The sequence below is a fragment of the Bradyrhizobium sp. STM 3843 genome, from assembly GCF_000239815.1.
Lineage (GTDB): Bacteria > Pseudomonadota > Alphaproteobacteria > Rhizobiales > Xanthobacteraceae > Bradyrhizobium.
In genome coordinates, this window is record NZ_CAFK01000101.1 from 56698 (window position 1) to 74006 (window position 17309).

10 protein-coding genes are annotated in these 17309 nt (G+C 63.1%); 6 read left to right on the forward strand and 4 right to left on the reverse strand.

Annotation, left to right across the window (positions count from 1 at the left end):
- Positions 1–221: 221 nt before the first annotated feature.
- Both BRAS3843_RS13855 and BRAS3843_RS13860 read left to right on the forward strand, forming a co-directional pair.
- The gene (locus BRAS3843_RS13855) at positions 222–980 is read left to right on the forward strand and encodes an SDR family NAD(P)-dependent oxidoreductase (protein WP_008969538.1); all 759 of its coding nucleotides are present in this window, start codon (positions 222–224) and stop codon (positions 978–980) included.
- Positions 977–1906: a sigma-70 family RNA polymerase sigma factor gene (locus BRAS3843_RS13860; RefSeq protein ID WP_008969539.1), complete on the forward strand. Its 930-nt coding sequence runs from the start codon at positions 977–979 to the stop codon at positions 1904–1906. The genes BRAS3843_RS13855 and BRAS3843_RS13860 overlap by 4 nt, the downstream gene beginning before the upstream one ends.
- Before the next feature lie 640 nt (positions 1907–2546).
- Here BRAS3843_RS13860 and BRAS3843_RS13865 read toward each other — a convergent pair.
- Together BRAS3843_RS13865 and BRAS3843_RS13870 are read right to left on the reverse strand one after the other, a co-directional pair.
- On the reverse strand, positions 2547–3752 hold the full coding sequence (locus BRAS3843_RS13865; RefSeq protein WP_008969540.1) for a M20/M25/M40 family metallo-hydrolase: 1206 nt from the start codon (positions 3750–3752) through the stop codon (positions 2547–2549).
- Positions 3753–3818: 66 nt separating this feature from the next.
- A complete protein-coding gene (locus BRAS3843_RS13870) occupies positions 3819–4334 on the reverse strand; it encodes a TetR/AcrR family transcriptional regulator (RefSeq protein WP_244425295.1) in 516 nt (171 codons plus the stop codon).
- Positions 4335–4454: 120 nt separating this feature from the next.
- On the opposite strand from BRAS3843_RS13870, the gene BRAS3843_RS13875 reads away from it, so the two are divergent.
- Positions 4455–5474: an NADP-dependent oxidoreductase gene (locus BRAS3843_RS13875; protein ID WP_008969542.1), complete on the forward strand. Its 1020-nt coding sequence runs from the start codon at positions 4455–4457 to the stop codon at positions 5472–5474.
- 20 nt (positions 5475–5494) lie between these two features.
- Here BRAS3843_RS13875 and BRAS3843_RS13880 read toward each other — a convergent pair whose 3' ends face one another.
- The gene (locus BRAS3843_RS13880; RefSeq protein ID WP_035981673.1) at positions 5495–6712 is read right to left on the reverse strand and encodes an MFS transporter; all 1218 of its coding nucleotides are present in this window, start codon (positions 6710–6712) and stop codon (positions 5495–5497) included.
- 106 nt (positions 6713–6818) lie between these two features.
- Entirely contained in the window at positions 6819–7583 is a 765-nt protein-coding gene (locus tag BRAS3843_RS13885) for an alpha/beta fold hydrolase (RefSeq protein WP_139024851.1), read from the reverse strand.
- Between the two features lie 349 nt (positions 7584–7932).
- Here BRAS3843_RS13885 and BRAS3843_RS13890 point away from each other — a divergent pair, with 349 nt between their 5' ends.
- From BRAS3843_RS13890 to BRAS3843_RS38875, 3 genes are all read left to right on the forward strand, one after another.
- A complete protein-coding gene (locus tag BRAS3843_RS13890; RefSeq protein ID WP_035981678.1) occupies positions 7933–8154 on the forward strand; it encodes an MbtH family NRPS accessory protein in 222 nt (73 codons plus the stop codon).
- A gap of 387 nt (positions 8155–8541) precedes the next feature.
- Positions 8542–10749 (forward strand): AMP-binding protein, encoded by a 2208-nt coding sequence (locus BRAS3843_RS13895; RefSeq protein ID WP_244425297.1) that lies wholly within the window; start codon positions 8542–8544, stop codon positions 10747–10749.
- A 279-nt stretch (positions 10750–11028) separates the two neighbouring features.
- Positions 11029–17309, forward strand: a 6281-nt coding sequence (locus BRAS3843_RS38875) for a non-ribosomal peptide synthetase (RefSeq protein ID WP_050886432.1), incomplete at its 3' end; no start/stop codon positions are given.

Here is a 17309-nt window from a genome sequence, read left to right on the forward strand (position 1 = left end):
GGGTGCCGTCCGCCAGCGCAGATGACGTTCCGCACTGGCACTTTTAGCTGTCATCGGCGCGTAGCGCGAGCGAGCGCTCGCCGAAACCCAAGGGGGGTCTGCGCATCCCGGGAGGCCGCTTTTGAGAGGGCCCGATCGACCGGCGCGGTCGGACCAAGCGGCTCTGACTCTTTTCCCATGCTCCAATCGTCTTACCTTCATCTGGACAATGGAGCATGGTCATGAGCCTGAAAGACAAGACTGTCGTCGTCACCGGCGGAAGCCGCGGTCTCGGCCTGGGACTCGTAGAGGCCCTCGTGGATCACGCTGCAAGGGTGACCGTGGTTGCACGCGGAACCGAGGCGCTGAAAACCGTGGCCACCCGTCTCGGCGTGGCCACGATCGCAGCCGATGTCACGGACGAAGCCGCCGCGTATCGCATCGTTCGCGACATCAGCCCCGACATCCTGGTTCTGAACGCCGGCACGACGCCGCACATGGGCCGGCTGGATCAGCTGAGCTGGACGGATTTTTCGGTGGCTTGGGAGACGGACGTCAAGGCGGGCCTGTACTGGATCCAGGCGGCGCTCAATCTCCCGCTCAAGCCGGGAAGCCGCGTGCTGGTCGGATCGAGCGGCGCGGCGGTGACCGGCTCGCAGATGTCGGGTGGCTACGGCGGCGCCAAGCGCATGCTCTGGTTCATGGCGAAATATGCGAACGGCGTGTCGCAGGAGAAGAACCTCGACATCCGCTTCCAGGCCATCGTGCCGCGCATGATGATCCTTGGCACGGGAATTGGGGACACGGCCGCGGGCGCTTACGCGGGGGCCATGGGCATCACGCCGGAAGCGTTCGTGACCCGCTTCGGCGCGCCGATGCCGCCCCGGGCGTTCGGCGACCGTGTGGTCTCGGTGCTGGAGGATCCTCAATTTGCCGATGGTGTCGTGTTCGGTCTCAACGGCGATGCCGGTGTGACGATCATGGAAGGAGCGACAGCTTGAGTGACGGCCGAGATGCTGCGGACGGCGCGCGCAGGACTGAACTCATGGCCGTGGCGGAGCAGCTGCGGCCCGAGCTCCATCGCTATTGCGCGCGCCTGATGGGCTCGGTCATCGATGGCGAGGATATCGTGCAGGACGCGCTGACGAGGGCGCTCATAGCCGTGGACGAGATGCAGGATATCACGATGCTGCGCGCCTGGCTGTTCCGGGTCGCGCATAACCGGGCGCTGGACATGCTGCGCAGCCGTGCGACCCGGGCAGCCGAACCAATGGATGCGGCTGAGAACGTCGCCGACGACAGCGCGCCCGATGCAGTGGAGATGATGATGCGCGACGAGGCGATCAGGACGGCGGTGTCGCGCTTCACGGAGCTTCCGATCCTTCAACGCAGCATCATCATCCTGAAGGACGTTCTGGATGAGCCGCTCGCCGACATTGCGGCTCTGCTCGATCTCACGGTGGATTCGGTCAAGGCGCATCTCGCTCGCGGGCGCGCACGTCTCGCGGAGATCAATGCGACAGCGGAAGTGCAGCCGGCGACGAGACCAACGTCCGAGGTGGTGGCACGCTACGTGAGCCTGTTCAACCAGCGTGATTGGGATGGCCTGCGTGCGCTGCTGGCGGACGATGTCAGGCTGCACCAGTCCAAGCATCCAATACGCGTCGGCTCGGCCGATGTCGGGTTGTTCTTCAGCATCTACGCCAGGATGGACGGCGTCTGGCTGACGCCCGCATGGCTCGAGGACAGAGAAGTCATTGCCGTCTTTGAAAACCGAGGCGATGCGAAGCCCAACTACATCATGTGGCTCACTTGGCGCGACGGCAGGATCAGCTTCATCCGCGACTACCGCTACGTCCGTTACGTCGTCGCCGATGCAGAGCTGGTGCTGGCGGACGCGGTACGCGGACGCTGCGACGGCATCTGATGCCGCGCCCGCGGTGCTCGACAGCACGACGGGCAATCCCTGCATGGCGCGCATGCGCCAATTGCCCGTCGAGCCAGTTTGTCGCACGCTGTTCGGCTTGCACCGTCGGGCAAATCAAGTTCACATTCTCCCGCGTCTCGGCTCGCAAGAGGGGCGCTTCGCGATCGTCACGAACGTCGAGCCGGTGATGCGATGGGCGCATTGCTCTGCAGCCTGGTGTCACAGCCGGGCAGACGAACAGATCGATGCGACGGCGAAATCGTGTGGTCCTGGTCTCCCGGTGCTGAGACCAAGCTGAGCGGCAGATGATCCGCAAGGCGACGGGGGCAACCAAGCCGGTCCCCGGGGAGAGCGCGTATAACCCGTTCAAACCATTGCGCAGGGAAGGCCGGTTGTTGGGCTGACCTGTGGTTCTGCCGCGTGCTTTCTTGTTGCACGCGGACCGCGGGTATCAGCCGATACCCGGTCTTCCCTGCGCCTCTTCTTCAAAGGAGGGGTCAACTCATCGCAAAACTCGGGCGCAAGCCGTCGCGAGCTCGCTGAGCCATGTTTGCTGTTTGACGCGTTGGGAGAGGGGCTCGCAATCGTCGTGACGGACTCCCACGATGGTCTTGCGCCATCTCACCACGTTCGCGCTGTATTATCCCATCGTTGCCAGCCGCAGCGCCAGCGCACAGGCCCGCTCATATTCATCGCGATTGATCCATTCGTCGATCGTGTGCGGTTCGTTCTGCCCGGTGCCGAAGGTCACGGTCGGGACGCCGTGGCGGACCATCCAGTTCGCATCCAGCCCGCCATTGCCGGCGCGGATGGTCGGGGTGCCGCCGACATCGGACACCGCCGCCATGGCGCGCTTGACGACGGGCAGGCTCTCCTTCATGCGGAACGGATAGTAGTCGGTCTCGGCCTTGAACTTGACGCGGCCCGATTTGCCATCGCTGTTCGTGACCCGCTTGGCGGCGTTCTCGAACGCCGTCTTGTAGGCCTTGGTGATCTCCTTGAAGAATTTCGCATCGTGGCTGCGGCATTCGCCGCGCACATGCACGTAGTCGGTGACGACATTGGTGGCGTCGCCGGCGGGGCGACCCTCGCCGCCGGTGACCGGGCCGACATTGCTGGTGCCCATCCTGGCGCTTTGACCCTTGCCTTTCACCACCTTGCCGAACCAGCCGCCGGCCTTCACCTCGGCGAGCGCGAGCGCCATGATCATGGTCGCGCTGATGCCGCGCTCCGGCGCGACGCCGGCATGGGAGGCGCGGCCGAAGATCTCGACCGACCAGCGATCCGCGCCGACGGCGCCGATGGTGACGCCGGAGGCGGAGCTGCCGTCGAAGTTGAAGGCCATGACCGGCGAGCCGAGGTCGTCGGTCTTGACGTGGCGTGCGCCCCACAGCCCGGTCTCCTCGCGCACGCAGAACAACAGCGTGATCGGCGGATGATCGAGCCTCCCGCGGATCAGCTCCGCCGCCAGGGTGACGAGAATTCCGCAGCCGCAGCGGTTGTCGCCGCCGAGCGCGGTCTTGGCTTCATTGACGATCTTGCGGCCGGTGATCTTCGGCTTGGCGCCGGCGCACAGCGGGACCGTATCCATGTGGGTCATGAACATGATCCGCGGCTGGTTGTGCATGGTGCCGCGGCCGGGCAGGTCGACGATCAGGTTGCCGGTCTCGGTCGGCAGGGGAATGCGGCTGTTGGCGTCGTCAAGCCGGATCGCTTTGCCCGGCACGCCGGCTTCCTTCAGAGCCGCGGTGAGTTCGCGTCCGATCGCGGCCTCCCGTCCGCTCACGCCTTCGACAGCGAGAAAGCGCATGAGGCGGTCAGTGGCGGCCTTGGTGTCGACGGACATGAACGAATCCCTTTTGCTGATCGAGCTGCGCGAAGCATCGTTCCCGGCGCTCGATTTCGCAAGGGCTCAGGTCTTCACCAGGATCGCGCTCGAAATAATCTCGAACAGATGATCCGCGCGCGGCACCAGCGGGGGCTGGTCGGCGAGCCACGCCAGGGCACTGATCAGCGCGAACAGGTCGTTGCCGTCCATGTCGGATCGCGCCGCGCCCTTGGTTTGCGCACGGACAAGAAGCCGCGTGCCGGCCGCGCGCAGGCTGACGCAGGAGGCATGAAGCGCGGAGCCTTCGTCGGAAATCGCAGCCACCATCAGGGCGATCGCGCCGCTGCAATTGTGCGTCGTCGCGACAGCCTCGCGCAGCCACGTCACCAGCGCGCTCCCGGAATCATCAGACCGTTCAAGCTCGTTCGCTCGCTGAGCCAGCGCGTCGAAATTGGTGCGCAGCAGGGCCTCGAGCAGCGCCTCCCGCGTCGGAAAGTGACGATACAGCGTGCCGAGCCCGACGCCGGCTCGCCGCGCCACGTCGCGCAGCGATGCGTCCGCGCCTTGCTCGGCCACGACCTCGCGCGCGACGGCGAGCAACTGGTCATAGTTCTTTTTCGCGTCGGCTCTCATGGGTGCTCTTGACAATCGGATCAGTGCTCCGTTTATATGGAGCAGTGCTCCGTTCGGAGTATCACAGTTTCGAGGAAGGACAAAGCGATGCCGGCACGCATGATGAAGGCCATCCGTCAGCATGAATTCGGCGGCCCCGACGTGCTGCGCTATGAGGATGCGCCGATCCCCGACGTGAAGGCCGGCGAGGTCCGCGTTCGCGTTCACGCGGTCGGCCTCAATCCACCCGATTGGTACTTGCGCGACGGCTACAAGATGCTTCCGCCGGAGTGGCGGCCGCCGGTGCAGTTTCCCGTCATTCTGGGGACCGACATGTCGGGCGTCGTCGAGGCGGTTGGCGATGACGTGAAGGACTTCTCCGTCGGAGACGCGGTCTACGCCATGGTCCGTTTTCCCAGCGGCCTTGCCGGGGACAGCCGAGCGTATGCCGAGTACGTCACCGTGCCGGCGTCGGAGGTGGCGCGGAAGCCTGCGGGCATCGATCATGTCCACGCGGCGGCCGTGCCGATGTCGTTGCTCACGGCGTGGCAGTTCATGATCGCGCTCGGGCACGATGAGCCGAACCCGCTGCAGCCGAGCAGGCATGAGCCGGTGCCGCTCAAGGATAGGATTGTGCTGGTCAACGGGGCTGCGGGCGGCGTAGGGCATTTCGCCGTGCAGATCGCCAGATGGAAGGGCGCGCGCGTGATCGCGACGGCATCAGGCAAGAACGAAGCGTTCCTGCGTGACCTCGGTGCGGACGAATTCATCGACTACACGAGGACCAATCCTGAGGATGTTGTCCGTCACGTCGATCTCGTCATCGACGCCGTTGGCGGCCCGACAACAGGTCGCTTCCTGCGCACGCTCAAGCGCGGCGGCGCATTGTTTCCGATCTTCCCACTCGGCTTCTCCGGCGCCGAGGAGGCGGCAAAACTGGGCATCACGGTTTCGGCCACGCAGGTGCGCTCGAGCGGCGCGCAGCTTGCGGAAATAGCTCGCGTGCTCGATGACGGCACCATCCGCGTCGCCATCGACAGCACATTCCCGCTCGCTGATGCCCGCAAGGCGCATGAGCGAGCCGCCAAGGGGCACATCCAGGGCAAGATCGTGCTCACAGTTGAATGAGCACACCACTGGCTTCGTGGCTAATACTGCTTGACCGCGGCGCCCAGCACGACCCACACGAGCGTCGCCAGCAGACCGAGGGCGCCGAGCACCAGGAATGTCGACGAATATCCGATCCAATGTGCCACCCAGCCGCCGAGTGCCGGGCTGAACGCGGCGCCGATGCCTTGAACGGTGATGACCGCGCCTTGCGCGAGATTCACCCGGCCTGTTCCATACAGCGAGCGCGTCACCATGCCGGGCACCGCGACGCTTTGCAGGCCGGTGCCGACGCCGTCGAGGATTTCGACGGGCACCACGCCCCACCAGCCATTGAGCAGATAGGCGAGGACGCCGCGCAGCGGCAGCACAAGGAACGACACCAGCATGATCAGCCAATAATTGCGCTTCTCCGCCACGCGCATTGCGACGATCGACGCGACGACCATGACGCCTTGCGCGATCACGATCGTCGTGGCGACGAAGCCCGGACCATTCGCCTTGCCGTCCGAAACGGCCGAGATGCCGAAGAACGGCATGATCGCGGCGTTGCCGAGATGGAAAACCGCCAGTGCAAGTCCGAGCACCAGAAGTGGCTTATGCCGAAGCAGCACCGTGAGCCCGCTCGGCTGGCTCTCCGGGTCGTCTTCCTTGCTACCGCGCGCCGCACGATCGTTGATGGAACTCGGCCGGATCAAAAGCACGCATGCGACCGTGATGGCGCCGAACAGCGCCGACAGCGCAAACACCCAGAAATAGCCGAATTGCCACCCGAGCAGCCCGGACGCCGCCGCGCCGATCATATTGCCGGAGTGGTTGAAGGCCTGGTTACGGCCGTTCTGCCGATTGAAGCCCTTCTGTCCGACCATGCCGAGCGTAATGCCAGTCACGGCCGGCACGATCGCCGCGCCGGCGAGCGAGGTTGCGACTTGAGAGGCGGCGACGGCCCAGAAGTTCTGCGACAGCAGAATCACGGAGGAGGCCAGCACCACGGCCATTCCCGGCACGATCACCCAGGCGCGCTTGTGGCGGGAGGCGTCGATGAAGCCGCCGATCGGCGTGGTGATCAGCATGCCGGCGACATTGCCGATGCTCATCGCGGTTCCAATCAAGCCGCTGGTCCAGCCGCGCTCGATCAGAAATACGCCGAGGAAGGGACCGATGCCCGACTGCATGTCGGCCATGAAGAAGTTGACGGCGAGCAGGGGCCACAGGCGAGCCGCTTGGCTGTCGTGTGGCGGTCGCCGGCTTCTGCTCATCGATGTCGAGGTCCGATCTCGGGTTTAAAGCAACACAATGTCGATAACGACATGCGCCCGATCGGGTTCAACAATGGCACAGTGTGCGTTCGGCCCGCGCCTGGCGTCAGTGGCTGTGCTGCTCGGCTGCAACAGCTTCCAGCAGATCTCGCTTCAAGGGCAGGACGACATTCCCTGCGCTGTCACCAATAAAGAAGTGATCACCTGGAAACATGCGTACCGTGCACCGGCCCGTCGTCTCCTCGCCCCAGGCGAGCAGCGCCTCTTTGCTTGTGTCGGTGTCCCTCAATCCGCCATAGGCCGCGATCGGAACCGACAGGGGTGGACGATTCGGAGGCTGATAGGTCTCACAGACGCGGAAGTCGCTGCGCAAGATCGGCAGCATCAATTCGAGCAGATCTGGCGTACCAAACACCTCAGGAGGCGTGGCCCCGAGTTCACGAAGGTGCGTGAGGAATTCGGCGTCGGGCGCGTCATGCACCGCTGCGGACGAGCGCGGAACTCTTGGTGCACGATGGCCGCACACAATGAGAAGCGAAGGCATCGGCAGACGTTGCTCTGCAAGCAGATGACATGTCTCGAACGCAACGAGGCTTCCCATGCTGTGACCGAGCAGCGCGAATGATCCGCTCCGGCAGTGACGGATCTCCTCGATGATTGATTCGGCGATTTGTTCGACGGTGTCGAGCAACGGTTCGTTGATCCGGGTTCCGTGTCCGGAATATTCGACGGCGCAAACTTCGATGCCAGGCTGCAACTGATCTTGCCAGCTGCGGAATAATTTTCCGGTTCCGCCTGCATGCGGGAAACAATAGAGGCGAATGTGCATTGACGTTGTTCGTCTCGAAGACTCTGCATCAAACGCCGGCATGAGTTCTCCAATGCTTCGTTTCTGCTCTTGTCCACATCATCTCACGGCCGACATTTGTTCCGTCGTCATTGAGTTGTCGCATCGATAGTAAGATTGCTTGCAGATCAATTTGCATGATCCAACTGCTTCCTATTACGAAGTACACGCAGGCAACCTGCAGCTGTATCGTTAGAATTGTACTTAGATCATCAAAACACGGCGATATGATCGCACGTGCCACCAATTTGTACATTTGTTAGGGTCAATGTCACCGCGTGGTGTTAACTAATCGCGCCGCTGGTTCTTGGCAGCGCGAATCTTTCGATCAACGCTTTAGGTCGGCAATAAGAGTGAGATGTTCCGAATGCCCATGCAGAGCGAGTCAAGCGAAGAGATCTATCTCGTTGTCATCAACGGCGAAGAACAATATTCGATCTGGTCCGCGGAGAAGGCGGTTCCGGCCGGCTGGCGGGAAGTCGGCAAGCGCGGCCCTAAGGCGGAATGCCTGCAATATATTGAAGATGTCTGGACTGACATGAGGCCGTTGAGCTTGCGCAAGCGTATGGCAGAGGGTGTAGAGCGCGGGATGTGACATCCGGTCGCAAGAGATGCAATCAAGAGTCGAGTAGTAAAATGTGATTTTTACGCACTTTGCGCAAACCTGAAATGGTGATGCGCCTCGTGCGTAATAGTGCCGTCAAGATGGAGGATTAATCATGAGTACGGCTGGTGGTGTCCCAAATGTGGGAGCAGGCACGCGGTGACATATCCTCCTAATCGTGTTGCGACCCGTTCCGTCGGATCCTCGAGAAGAGTTTCCGGCGTAAAGGGCTCGGTCCCGTTCCGAATCGGAAGTCCCGAGGGCGGGGTTGCTGCGTAGGCTGCGTAAAGCCGACATCTGCGCTGGTGCACTTTTGGTCGCGGCCAATCTCAGCGCGCTCTGTCAAATCACGACGTTTGTCGATCGCCGTCTCCGGCGGTGATCGAGGCGATGAATCGTGCCTGCCATCAGAGGGTGGCAGGCATCATCGAGGATTTCGGCCGGGAGTACATGCCGATGATGGTTTCGAGCAATGCGGTCACGATAGTCGAGGCACTACGATCGAACGCGCGCCATGCGCCAGAACGGCTTGCCCTACGCTTCCTTCCTGTGTCGTCGGCACGGATCGATCTCAGTTTTGCTGAGCTCGATCTCGCTGCTGTCCGAATGGCGAGCAGTTTGAGAGCGAGAGGCATTGGTCGCGGTGATCGCGTGTTGATGATCTACCCGCCTGGTCTCGACTTCGTAATTGCATTCTTCGCTACGCTTTACGCCGGGGCGATTGCAGTGCCGTTGAGTCCGCCTCGAAGGTCGGGAAGCAGTCAGATCATAGCAGCGCTGATCGATAATGCCGAGCCGACCACGATCCTGACGTCATCGCATTTGGAGCCACGGATCGGCAGCATCCTGTCCGAGCTGAATTGTGCGGTCGAGATGCTTGTAACCGATCTCCTTCCGGCCGACGAGGTTCACAGCGACGACGTGGTCATGCCGTCGCCGGACGAGGTCTGCGTCCTGCAATACACCTCAGGCTCGACCGGAATTCCTCGCGGTGTCACGGTGACGCATGGGAACGCTGCACGGAACGCTTTCTTGCTCGGCAGGCAAACTGCGCTGGATAATCAGTCGGTCTGGGTCAGCTGGGTCCCGCATTTCCATGATCTCGGCCTGTTCGGCGGACTCTGCACGCCCATCTATAACGGCATCACGTCGGTCCTGATGCCTCCGGCGGCGTTCGTAGCCCGTCCGGTGCGATGGCTCGAGGCGATCTCGCAGTATGGCGGGACCGTCAGTATCGCGCCAAACTTCGCCTATGATCTGTGTCTTCGTCAGATTTCGGAAGAGGAGTGCGCCGGTCTCGATTTGCGTCGTTGGACTGTTGCAGGCTGCGGTGCCGAGCCGATCAAGCTGCAGACCATGAACGGCTTTGCGGACCGCTTCGGTCGTTATGGATTGAAGGCTCAATCGATGTGCCCGTTCTACGGTCTCGCAGAAGCGACGCTGCTGGTGTCCGGCGGCCCGGTCGGAATAGGGCAGACTACCACCGTTGTTTCGTCATCGGCTATTCGGCATCATAGCTTGAAGCCGGCCCGGGATCAGCACGATGCATATAGCGTTCCCTCCTGCGGCGTACCGTCGCCCGAACACCGCATTCTGATCGTTGATCCGGAGACGAGGCAGCGCTGCGCGCCTGACAATGTCGGTGAAATCTGGATCGACGGCTCCACGACGGGACCCGGTTATTGGCGTAACCCGGAGGAGACTGCGCGCGTGTTCGAAGCCCGGCTCGCGACCGGAGAGGGGCCGTTCTTGCGAACGGGTGACCTCGGCTTCATGCGCGACGGGGTGCTCTATGTGAGTGGCCGCATCAAGGACGTCATGATCATTCGCGGCCAAAATCTTTATCCGCAGGATCTCGAAACGAAGGCCCGCGATATCGCCTCCGAAATTGCGGAAGCCGCTGCTTTTACTTTATCAGATCAGGTGACCGAGCGCGCCGTGCTGGTGATCGAGGAGCCGAAGCGGGCGGTGGGCGACGCTGAATCTCTTCTGGAGAATGTGCGGGCGGCCATTTCGGCCAGCAGCGGAATTGACCTCGACCGCATCGTGTTGACGCGTCACCGCGCACTTCCGAAAACATCGAGCGGCAAGATCCAAAGGTCCAGGACACGCGAGATGCTGCTCGACGGATCGTTGCCGATCCGTGCGGAGTGGCGCAGTGACGATGAACTCGCATCGATGAAGGGCGATCAAATCGACGCGATCGAACTGTTGCTCGAGCTGAGGGAGCAGGGACAAGCGAATCAGATCCGATCGATCAAGAATTACTTGGCTCAAGTCCTCGGGGATCTGATCGGAGTCAATATTGATGATCTTGATCGCCGGGAAACGCTTATGTCGTTGGGCGTAACCTCGCTCGGACTCATGAAAATCAAGAGCAGACTCGAGAGCGATTTCATGATCGAAATCGATCCTGGAATGCTGTGGCAGGACTGCAGCTGCGCCGATCTGGCGGAAGCACTGCGCGTGCGGCTGCGTGGTTCTCCGCTTTGGGCCAACGCGGATGCCGTGCAGCGCCTCGCCGACGAGGTAGCTCGGATGGGCGACGAAGATGTCGCGCGCGAGCTAGGCTCACATGCGGTCTGATTGACCGGTGCACTCGATTTCTCGGCGTTATATCGAACGACGAGAACGACTGCGCCGAGGGGCAGGAGCGCAAGACCACCGCCGGCGATGATGATCTGAGATCGTGATCGCTCATATGACAGCCGATGCTTGAGCCGTTGCCGCGCGGACGGCGCGTCAGGTCGAGTATCCGAGCTTAGGAGCAGACGACCAATGGACTTGTCGACGCACGAGATCTCTCCCGAGACTACGTCAACAAATACAACTAAAGATAGAAGAAAGGAGTTGTTGCGACGAAAGGTGAGGCATAGTCTGGAGCATCTGTCGAACCGCATTCCGACGGTTTCGCGCGAGCTGCAGCTGCCTCTTTCCTTTGCGCAGGAGCGGCTCTGGTTCCTGGACCGCCTGGGCCGGCTAGGGCCGGCCTATCACATCGGTCTGACGGTCCGTCTGACGGGTGCGTTGGATCCCATTGCGCTATCGGCGGCCCTGACCGAGATCGTGCGGCGGCACGAAGCCATCCGTACCCGCATCGTGATGCGAGACGGTACGGCCAGCCAGCAGATCGATCCGCCTTGGCGCATTGATCTTGTTGCCGAGCCGGTTGCGCATGCTCAAGCTAAGCAACGAACACGCGGCCTGATGGAGGAGCCATTCGATCTCACCCGTGATCGTCTTCTGCGCGTCGCACTGTTGAGCCTCGACGCGCAGGATCACGTCCTGGCGCTGTCGATGCACCACATCATCTCTGACGGCTGGTCCGTCGGTGTGCTGTTCCGCGAGCTCGCAGCACTTTACGGCGCATATTCGTCAGGCCATGGCTCGCCTCTGGCTGAGCTGCCGATTAACTACGCGGACTATGCCGTCTGGCACCGACAATGGGTGGCGACGCGCGCGCAGCAGCCGCAACTCGCTTATTGGCGCACGCGGCTCGCGGACGCTCCGGCGGGCTTGGACATGCCGACCGACCGGCCGCGCCCCGCCGCGCAAAGCTTCCGCGGCGCGAAGCATCGGTTTGTGATCGATCGCGAGCTCACCAGCGCGCTGACCGCATTGGCGCGGCGCGAAGGCGCGACACTGTTCATGCTGCTGCTCGCGGGCTTCAAGGCGCTATTGGCGCGGTGGAGCGGCCAAAACGACATCGTTGTAGGAAGTCCGATCGCTGGACGTGCAGGCGTCGAGACCGAGCAGCTGATCGGATTCTTCGTGAACATGTTGGCTCTGCGGAGCGATCTCGCGGATGATCCATCGTTTCGAGCCCTGGTGCAACGTGTCAAGCAGACCGCGCTCGGCGCCTACGCCCATCAGGATCTTCCATTTGAGCAGGTCGTCGACGCGCTGCAGCCGGTGCGTGACCTCAGCCGGCAGCCGATCTTCCAGACCGTCTTCGTATTGCAGGACGTCTCGCTCGAACAGATGACGCTTCCCGGCCTCGAGGTCGAACGCTTCGATGATGAGGAGATAGCGGCGAGGTTCGACATCGAGCTTGCGATGACGGAGGTGGACGGTCGGCTGGTCGGGTCGCTCGTCTATGCGACCGATCTGTTTGATGCCTCGACAGCGGGGCGGTTCGCATCCCACTTGATGCAGTTGCTCAAGGGTGCTGTCGCCGACCCGCAGGCACGGCTATCGCAATTACGGTTGCTGTCGGACGCGGAACGCCAAGTGGTTCTGGTCGATTGGAATTCGACGACCGCGACGCAGCCGGTTTACCCGACTTTGCACGAGCTGTTCGCTGCCCAGGCGAGGCGGACGCCGAACGCGCCTGCGCTGATCTGCCGCGGCGAGGAGTTGAGCTATGCCGAGCTCGACCGCCGGACCAATCAGCTGGCCCACCATCTCCGCAAGCTTGGCGTCGCCGCCAACAGCATCGTCGGACTCTGCCTCGAACGGTCGTTCGATGTGGTGATCGGGGTGCTCGGCATCCTGAAAGCGGGCGCGGCCTATTTGCCGCTGGATCCCAACTATCCCTCCGAGCGGCTTGCATACATGATTGCCGATGCGCAGGTACCGCTGGTGCTTACGCAGAGCGCGCTGGTCGATCGGATTCGGCCCGATCATGCCAAGCTCATGCGTCTCGACGAGAGCTGGCCCGATATTGTGCGGCTGCCGACCGATGCGCCGGCCGTCGTCGTCGACCCTGCCGATCTGGCCTATGTGATCTATACCTCGGGTTCCACCGGACAGCCGAAGGGCGTCATGATTCCGCATGCCGGCGCGGCGAATCTGGCCGAGGCGCAGCTTGCCCCGTTGCAGATCGCACCAGGAAGCCGGGTCCTGCAGTTTGCATCCCTCAGCTTCGACGCAGCCGTCTGGGAATTGCTGATGACCTGGCGAACCGGCGGCGCGCTGGTGATCGCGGATCGTCACGAGATGCTGCCGGGCGAACCATTGGCCGCGCTTCTGCGGCAGCAACGGATCGGCACCGTTCTGCTTCCGCCTTCCGCGCTGGCAGCGCTGAAGCGGGAAGCCTTGCCGCATTTGAAGACGCTGCTCGTGGGCGGTGAAGCCTGCACCGGCGAACTGATCGCGCCCTGGCTTGGCGAGCGCGTCGTACTCAATGCTTACGGACCGACAGAGGCGAGCGTCTGTACCACGGTGTTCCCCTGTGTGGGCGACCAGCGGACGCCGCCGATCGGCTGTCCGCTGGCGAACGCTCGCGTTTATGTGCTCGACCCGCATCTCGAGCCAGTTCCAGTTGGCGTGCCCGGTGAGCTCTATATCGGCGGGGCTGGATTGGCGCGCGGCTATCTGTTCCGGCCTGGTCTGACCGCCGAGCGCTTTGTGCCGAACCCATTTTCTTCTCCCGGTGAACGCTTGTACCGGACGGGCGATCTCGTGCGTTGGCGCGCCGATGGCGAGTTGGATTTTCTTGGACGCCTCGATCACCAGGTCAAGCTGCGCGGTTTCCGCATCGAGCTTGGCGAGATCGAAGCCGCCCTGCACTCGGAGCCCTGTGTCAAGCAGGCCGCGGTGATTGCGCGCGAGGACGCGCCAGGCAACAAGCGGCTCGTCGCCTATGTGGTGCCCGACCTTCAGCGGCTCAAAGCCGAGCGACGGCACCAGGACACGGCAGACGGCAACGACAGCGTCGCGCAGTGGCAGACGTTGTTCGACGAGACCTATGGCGTAACGCCAGAGGCAAAGGCGCCTAGCTTCGTCGGCTGGAACAACAGCTACACCAGTGCGCCGATTCCCGAGCCGGAGATGACTGAGTGGCTCACGGCCACTGTGCAGCGTATCGCAGCATTGCAGCCTGATTGCGTCCTCGAAATCGGCTGCGGCGTTGGCCTTCTGCTGCAGCACCTGGCGCCGATCAGTCGCGTCTATCGCGGCACCGATATTTCCGCTGCGGCAATCGGCAGTTTGCGAGCGTGGGCCAAACAGCGGACCGAGCTCGCTCATGTCGAACTGGCCCAGCGCGAGGCGACCGCGCTGTCGGACATGGTGCCGGCGTCGGTCGACACCGTCATCATCAATTCGGTCGCGCAATATTTTCCGGATGCGGACTATCTGCGCGAGGTGCTCGCCGGTGCTTCGTCCCTAGTCACCGGCGGTGGCCGGATCTTCGTCGGGGATATCAGACATTTCGGTCTATTGACCGCTTTTCATGCCTCGATCCAGATCGCGCGTGCGAGCGCAAGCTCCCGCGCCGAGGAGATCATGACTCGTGTCGCGAACGCGGCAAAGCGGGAGACAGAGCTCGCGATCGAGCCGGCGTTCTTCTTGGCGCTGCAAGATGACATTCCGAGGATCTCGGCGGTCGAGGTCCTGCTCAAGCGCGGACAATTCGATAACGAGCTCACCCGTTATCGCTACGACGTCATCCTGCATATCGGGGGCGAGATGCCGCAGCCGCCCGCGCAATCGATGGACTGGACGACGAGTTCGCTCGCCGAGCTTGCCGCCATGCTTGGCGGGCCACGACCCGCGAGCATCGCGTTGCTGCGGGTGCCGAACCGGCGTCTGGCGCAGCACCTGGCCCAGCTGCAGTGGCTGCAATCCCGCGAACCTGGTTCCAGGCTTGCCACGCTATCGGCTGTCGAGGCGGATCGTATGCTGGTTGGTGAGGATCCCGAAGCCTTCTGGGCACTCGGTGAACAGCACGGCTATGATGTGCGTGTGAGCTGGACATCGGCTTCGCCGGATGGTTGCTTCGATGTTGTCTTCGTCGACCGCAGCCGGAGCGCAGTGCCGGTCCAGCTGCCGCAGCCGCTGCGCCGCCCCGATCGCGCTTACGCCAATGATCCCGGCGCGGCAGCGCTGCCTCACCGGCTCGGTCAGCGCCTGCGCCACGCGCTGCAGCGCCGATTGCCGGATCACATGGTGCCGGCTGCGATCGTGACGCTCGAGGCCATGCCGCTCACACCGGCCGGCAAGATCGATCGCATCGCGCTGCCGGCGCCGGAAGGTCGACCCGAGATCGGTTGGCTCGTCGAGCCGCGCACGCCGAGCGAGCAGATCCTGGCGTCGATCTGGTGCGACATCCTGAAACTCGATCAGGTGGGCGTGGACGACAACTTCTTCGAGCTCGGCGGCGACTCCATCCAATCCATCCAGGTCGTGGCTCGCGCCAACCGCGCGGGACTGAAGCTGACTTCGCGACAGATTTTCGAGCACCAAACCATTGCGGCGCTTGCCGCCGCGGCCGCGCCGCCGGACCCTGCAGCTGCGCCCGATAAGGTTGCAGTGGCGTCGCAGCGCGAAGCTGCTGACCTCCGGTCGGGCTTCCGGATCGGCGACATCTCCAATGCCGATCTGGAGCGCGTGCGTCGCGCCGCCGGCGAAGACACGCTGGTTGAAGACGTCTATCCGCTGACGCCGACGCAGCAAGGCATGCTGTTCCACAGTCTCTATGAGCCGGAGTCGCGGACCTATGTCACGACGCTGAGCTGCCGTCTTGTCGGCGAGCTTGATGTAGACGCATTCCGCAGCGCGTGGGAAGCCGTCATCGCGCGCCACGCGGTGCTGCGCTCAGCCTTTGTCGGCCAGGATCTGGCTGTACCGCTGCAGGTGGTGTTGCGCGCGGCGGTGCTGCCGTTCGCCTATCATGATTGGCACAGCCTTTCTGCGGTCGAGCAGGAGGCGCAGCTCGCGGCTCTGGAGATCGAAGACACCAGGAGTTTCGATTTTGCGCGTCCCCCGCTGATGCGCCTGTCCGTCGTCCGGGTTGGGAATCGAGATCACCGTCTGCTGTGGTGCTGTCATCACATTCTCTTCGATGGCTGGTCGATCCCCATCCTTCTGAATGATGTCTTCGCCGCCTATGCTGCGCTGTCTCGGGGTGAGCAGCCGCAGCTGACGCCGGTGCGTCCATTCCGTGACTACATCTCCTGGCTGCAGCGGCAGGATATGCAGGCAGCCGAAGCCTATTGGCACCGCCGGCTCGCCGGTTTTGAGGCACCCACAGCTCTGGGGTTCGGTCATGTGTCGCACGTGGCGTCCGACCAGGATCGATACGCCGAGCATGACAAGAAGCTGCCGGTCGGCATCGACGCATTGGAGAGTTTCGCGCGCCGTCATCGGCTGACCATCAACACGGTGGTGCAGGGGGCGTGGGCGCTGCTGCTCGGTCGTTACAGCGACAGCAGTGATGTCGTGTTCGGGGTCACGGTATCGGGGCGTCCGGCTGATCTGCCTGAGGTGGAGCGCACGGTTGGGCTTTTCATCAACACGCTGCCATTGCGTGTCGCGCTACCGAATGAGCGGTCGGAAGACTGGTTGCGTGGCATCCAGGCGCGGCAGACTGAGCTGACGGACTATCAGTACAGCCCGCTTGCGGAGGTGCAGCGCTGGAGCGAGGTGCCAGCTGGAACGCCGCTGTTCGAGAGCATCGTGGTGTTCGAGAACTACCCGGACGAGATGTCGGCAGGAGGTGGAGAGCGGGCTATCCGCATGGACATGATCCGCGCGGTTAATCGCATCAACTATCCACTCGCGCTGCAGGTCGCCATCGGCGAAGCGCCGACGATGAAGATCATGTACGACGCCGGCCGCTTTGATCGCGACGCGATCGCGCGCCTTGCCGGTCATTTTGCGCGGCTGCTGGGCGAGATCGTCGCCGATCCGGCGCGGCCGCTGTCGGCGCTGTCACCGCTTGGCGAGGACGAGCGGCATCAGGTGGTGACCGCCTTCAACGCCACCGCGGTGAAGTACCCGCAAGGCCTTTTGTATGAGCCGTTCGCAGCCCAGGCGGCACGGACGCCGGAGCGGATCGCGCTGCGCTTCGAGGATGCAACGCTCAGCTATGGCGAGCTGGACCGCCGTGCCAACCAGCTGGCGCATCGGCTGCAGCAGCTGGGCGTCGGCCCCGATGTCGTGATCGGTGTTTTGGCCGAGCGTTCGCTCGAGATGGTGGTGGCGCTGTTCGGCATCCTCAAGGCGGGCGGCACCTACCTGCCGCTCGACCCCGGCTATCCGGCCGAGCGACTGGTCTACATGCTGGATGATGCCAGGGCGCCGGTGCTGCTGACGCAGCAACGGCTGGTCGACCGTTTGCCGGCGCATGACGCGGTCGTGGTGCAGCTCGACGCCGACTGGCCGGAGATCGCGCGACACCCGGAGACAGCACCGGTAAGCAA

Bases quoted from the DNA above. Each gene is read 5' to 3' on its own strand.
- BRAS3843_RS13855 (WP_008969538.1), top strand. From the start codon at position 222: ATGAGCCTGAAAGACAAGACTGTCGTCGTCACCGGCGGAAGCCGCGGT.
- BRAS3843_RS13865 (WP_008969540.1), bottom strand. From the start codon at position 3,752: ATGTCCGTCGACACCAAGGCCGCCACTGACCGCCTCATGCGCTTTCTC.
- BRAS3843_RS13875 (WP_008969542.1), top strand. From the start codon at position 4,455: ATGCCGGCACGCATGATGAAGGCCATCCGTCAGCATGAATTCGGCGGC.
- BRAS3843_RS13880 (WP_035981673.1), bottom strand. From the start codon at position 6,712: ATGAGCAGAAGCCGGCGACCGCCACACGACAGCCAAGCGGCTCGCCTG.
- BRAS3843_RS13885 (WP_139024851.1), bottom strand. From the start codon at position 7,583: ATGCCGGCGTTTGATGCAGAGTCTTCGAGACGAACAACGTCAATGCAC.
- BRAS3843_RS13890 (WP_035981678.1), top strand. From the start codon at position 7,933: ATGCAGAGCGAGTCAAGCGAAGAGATCTATCTCGTTGTCATCAACGGC.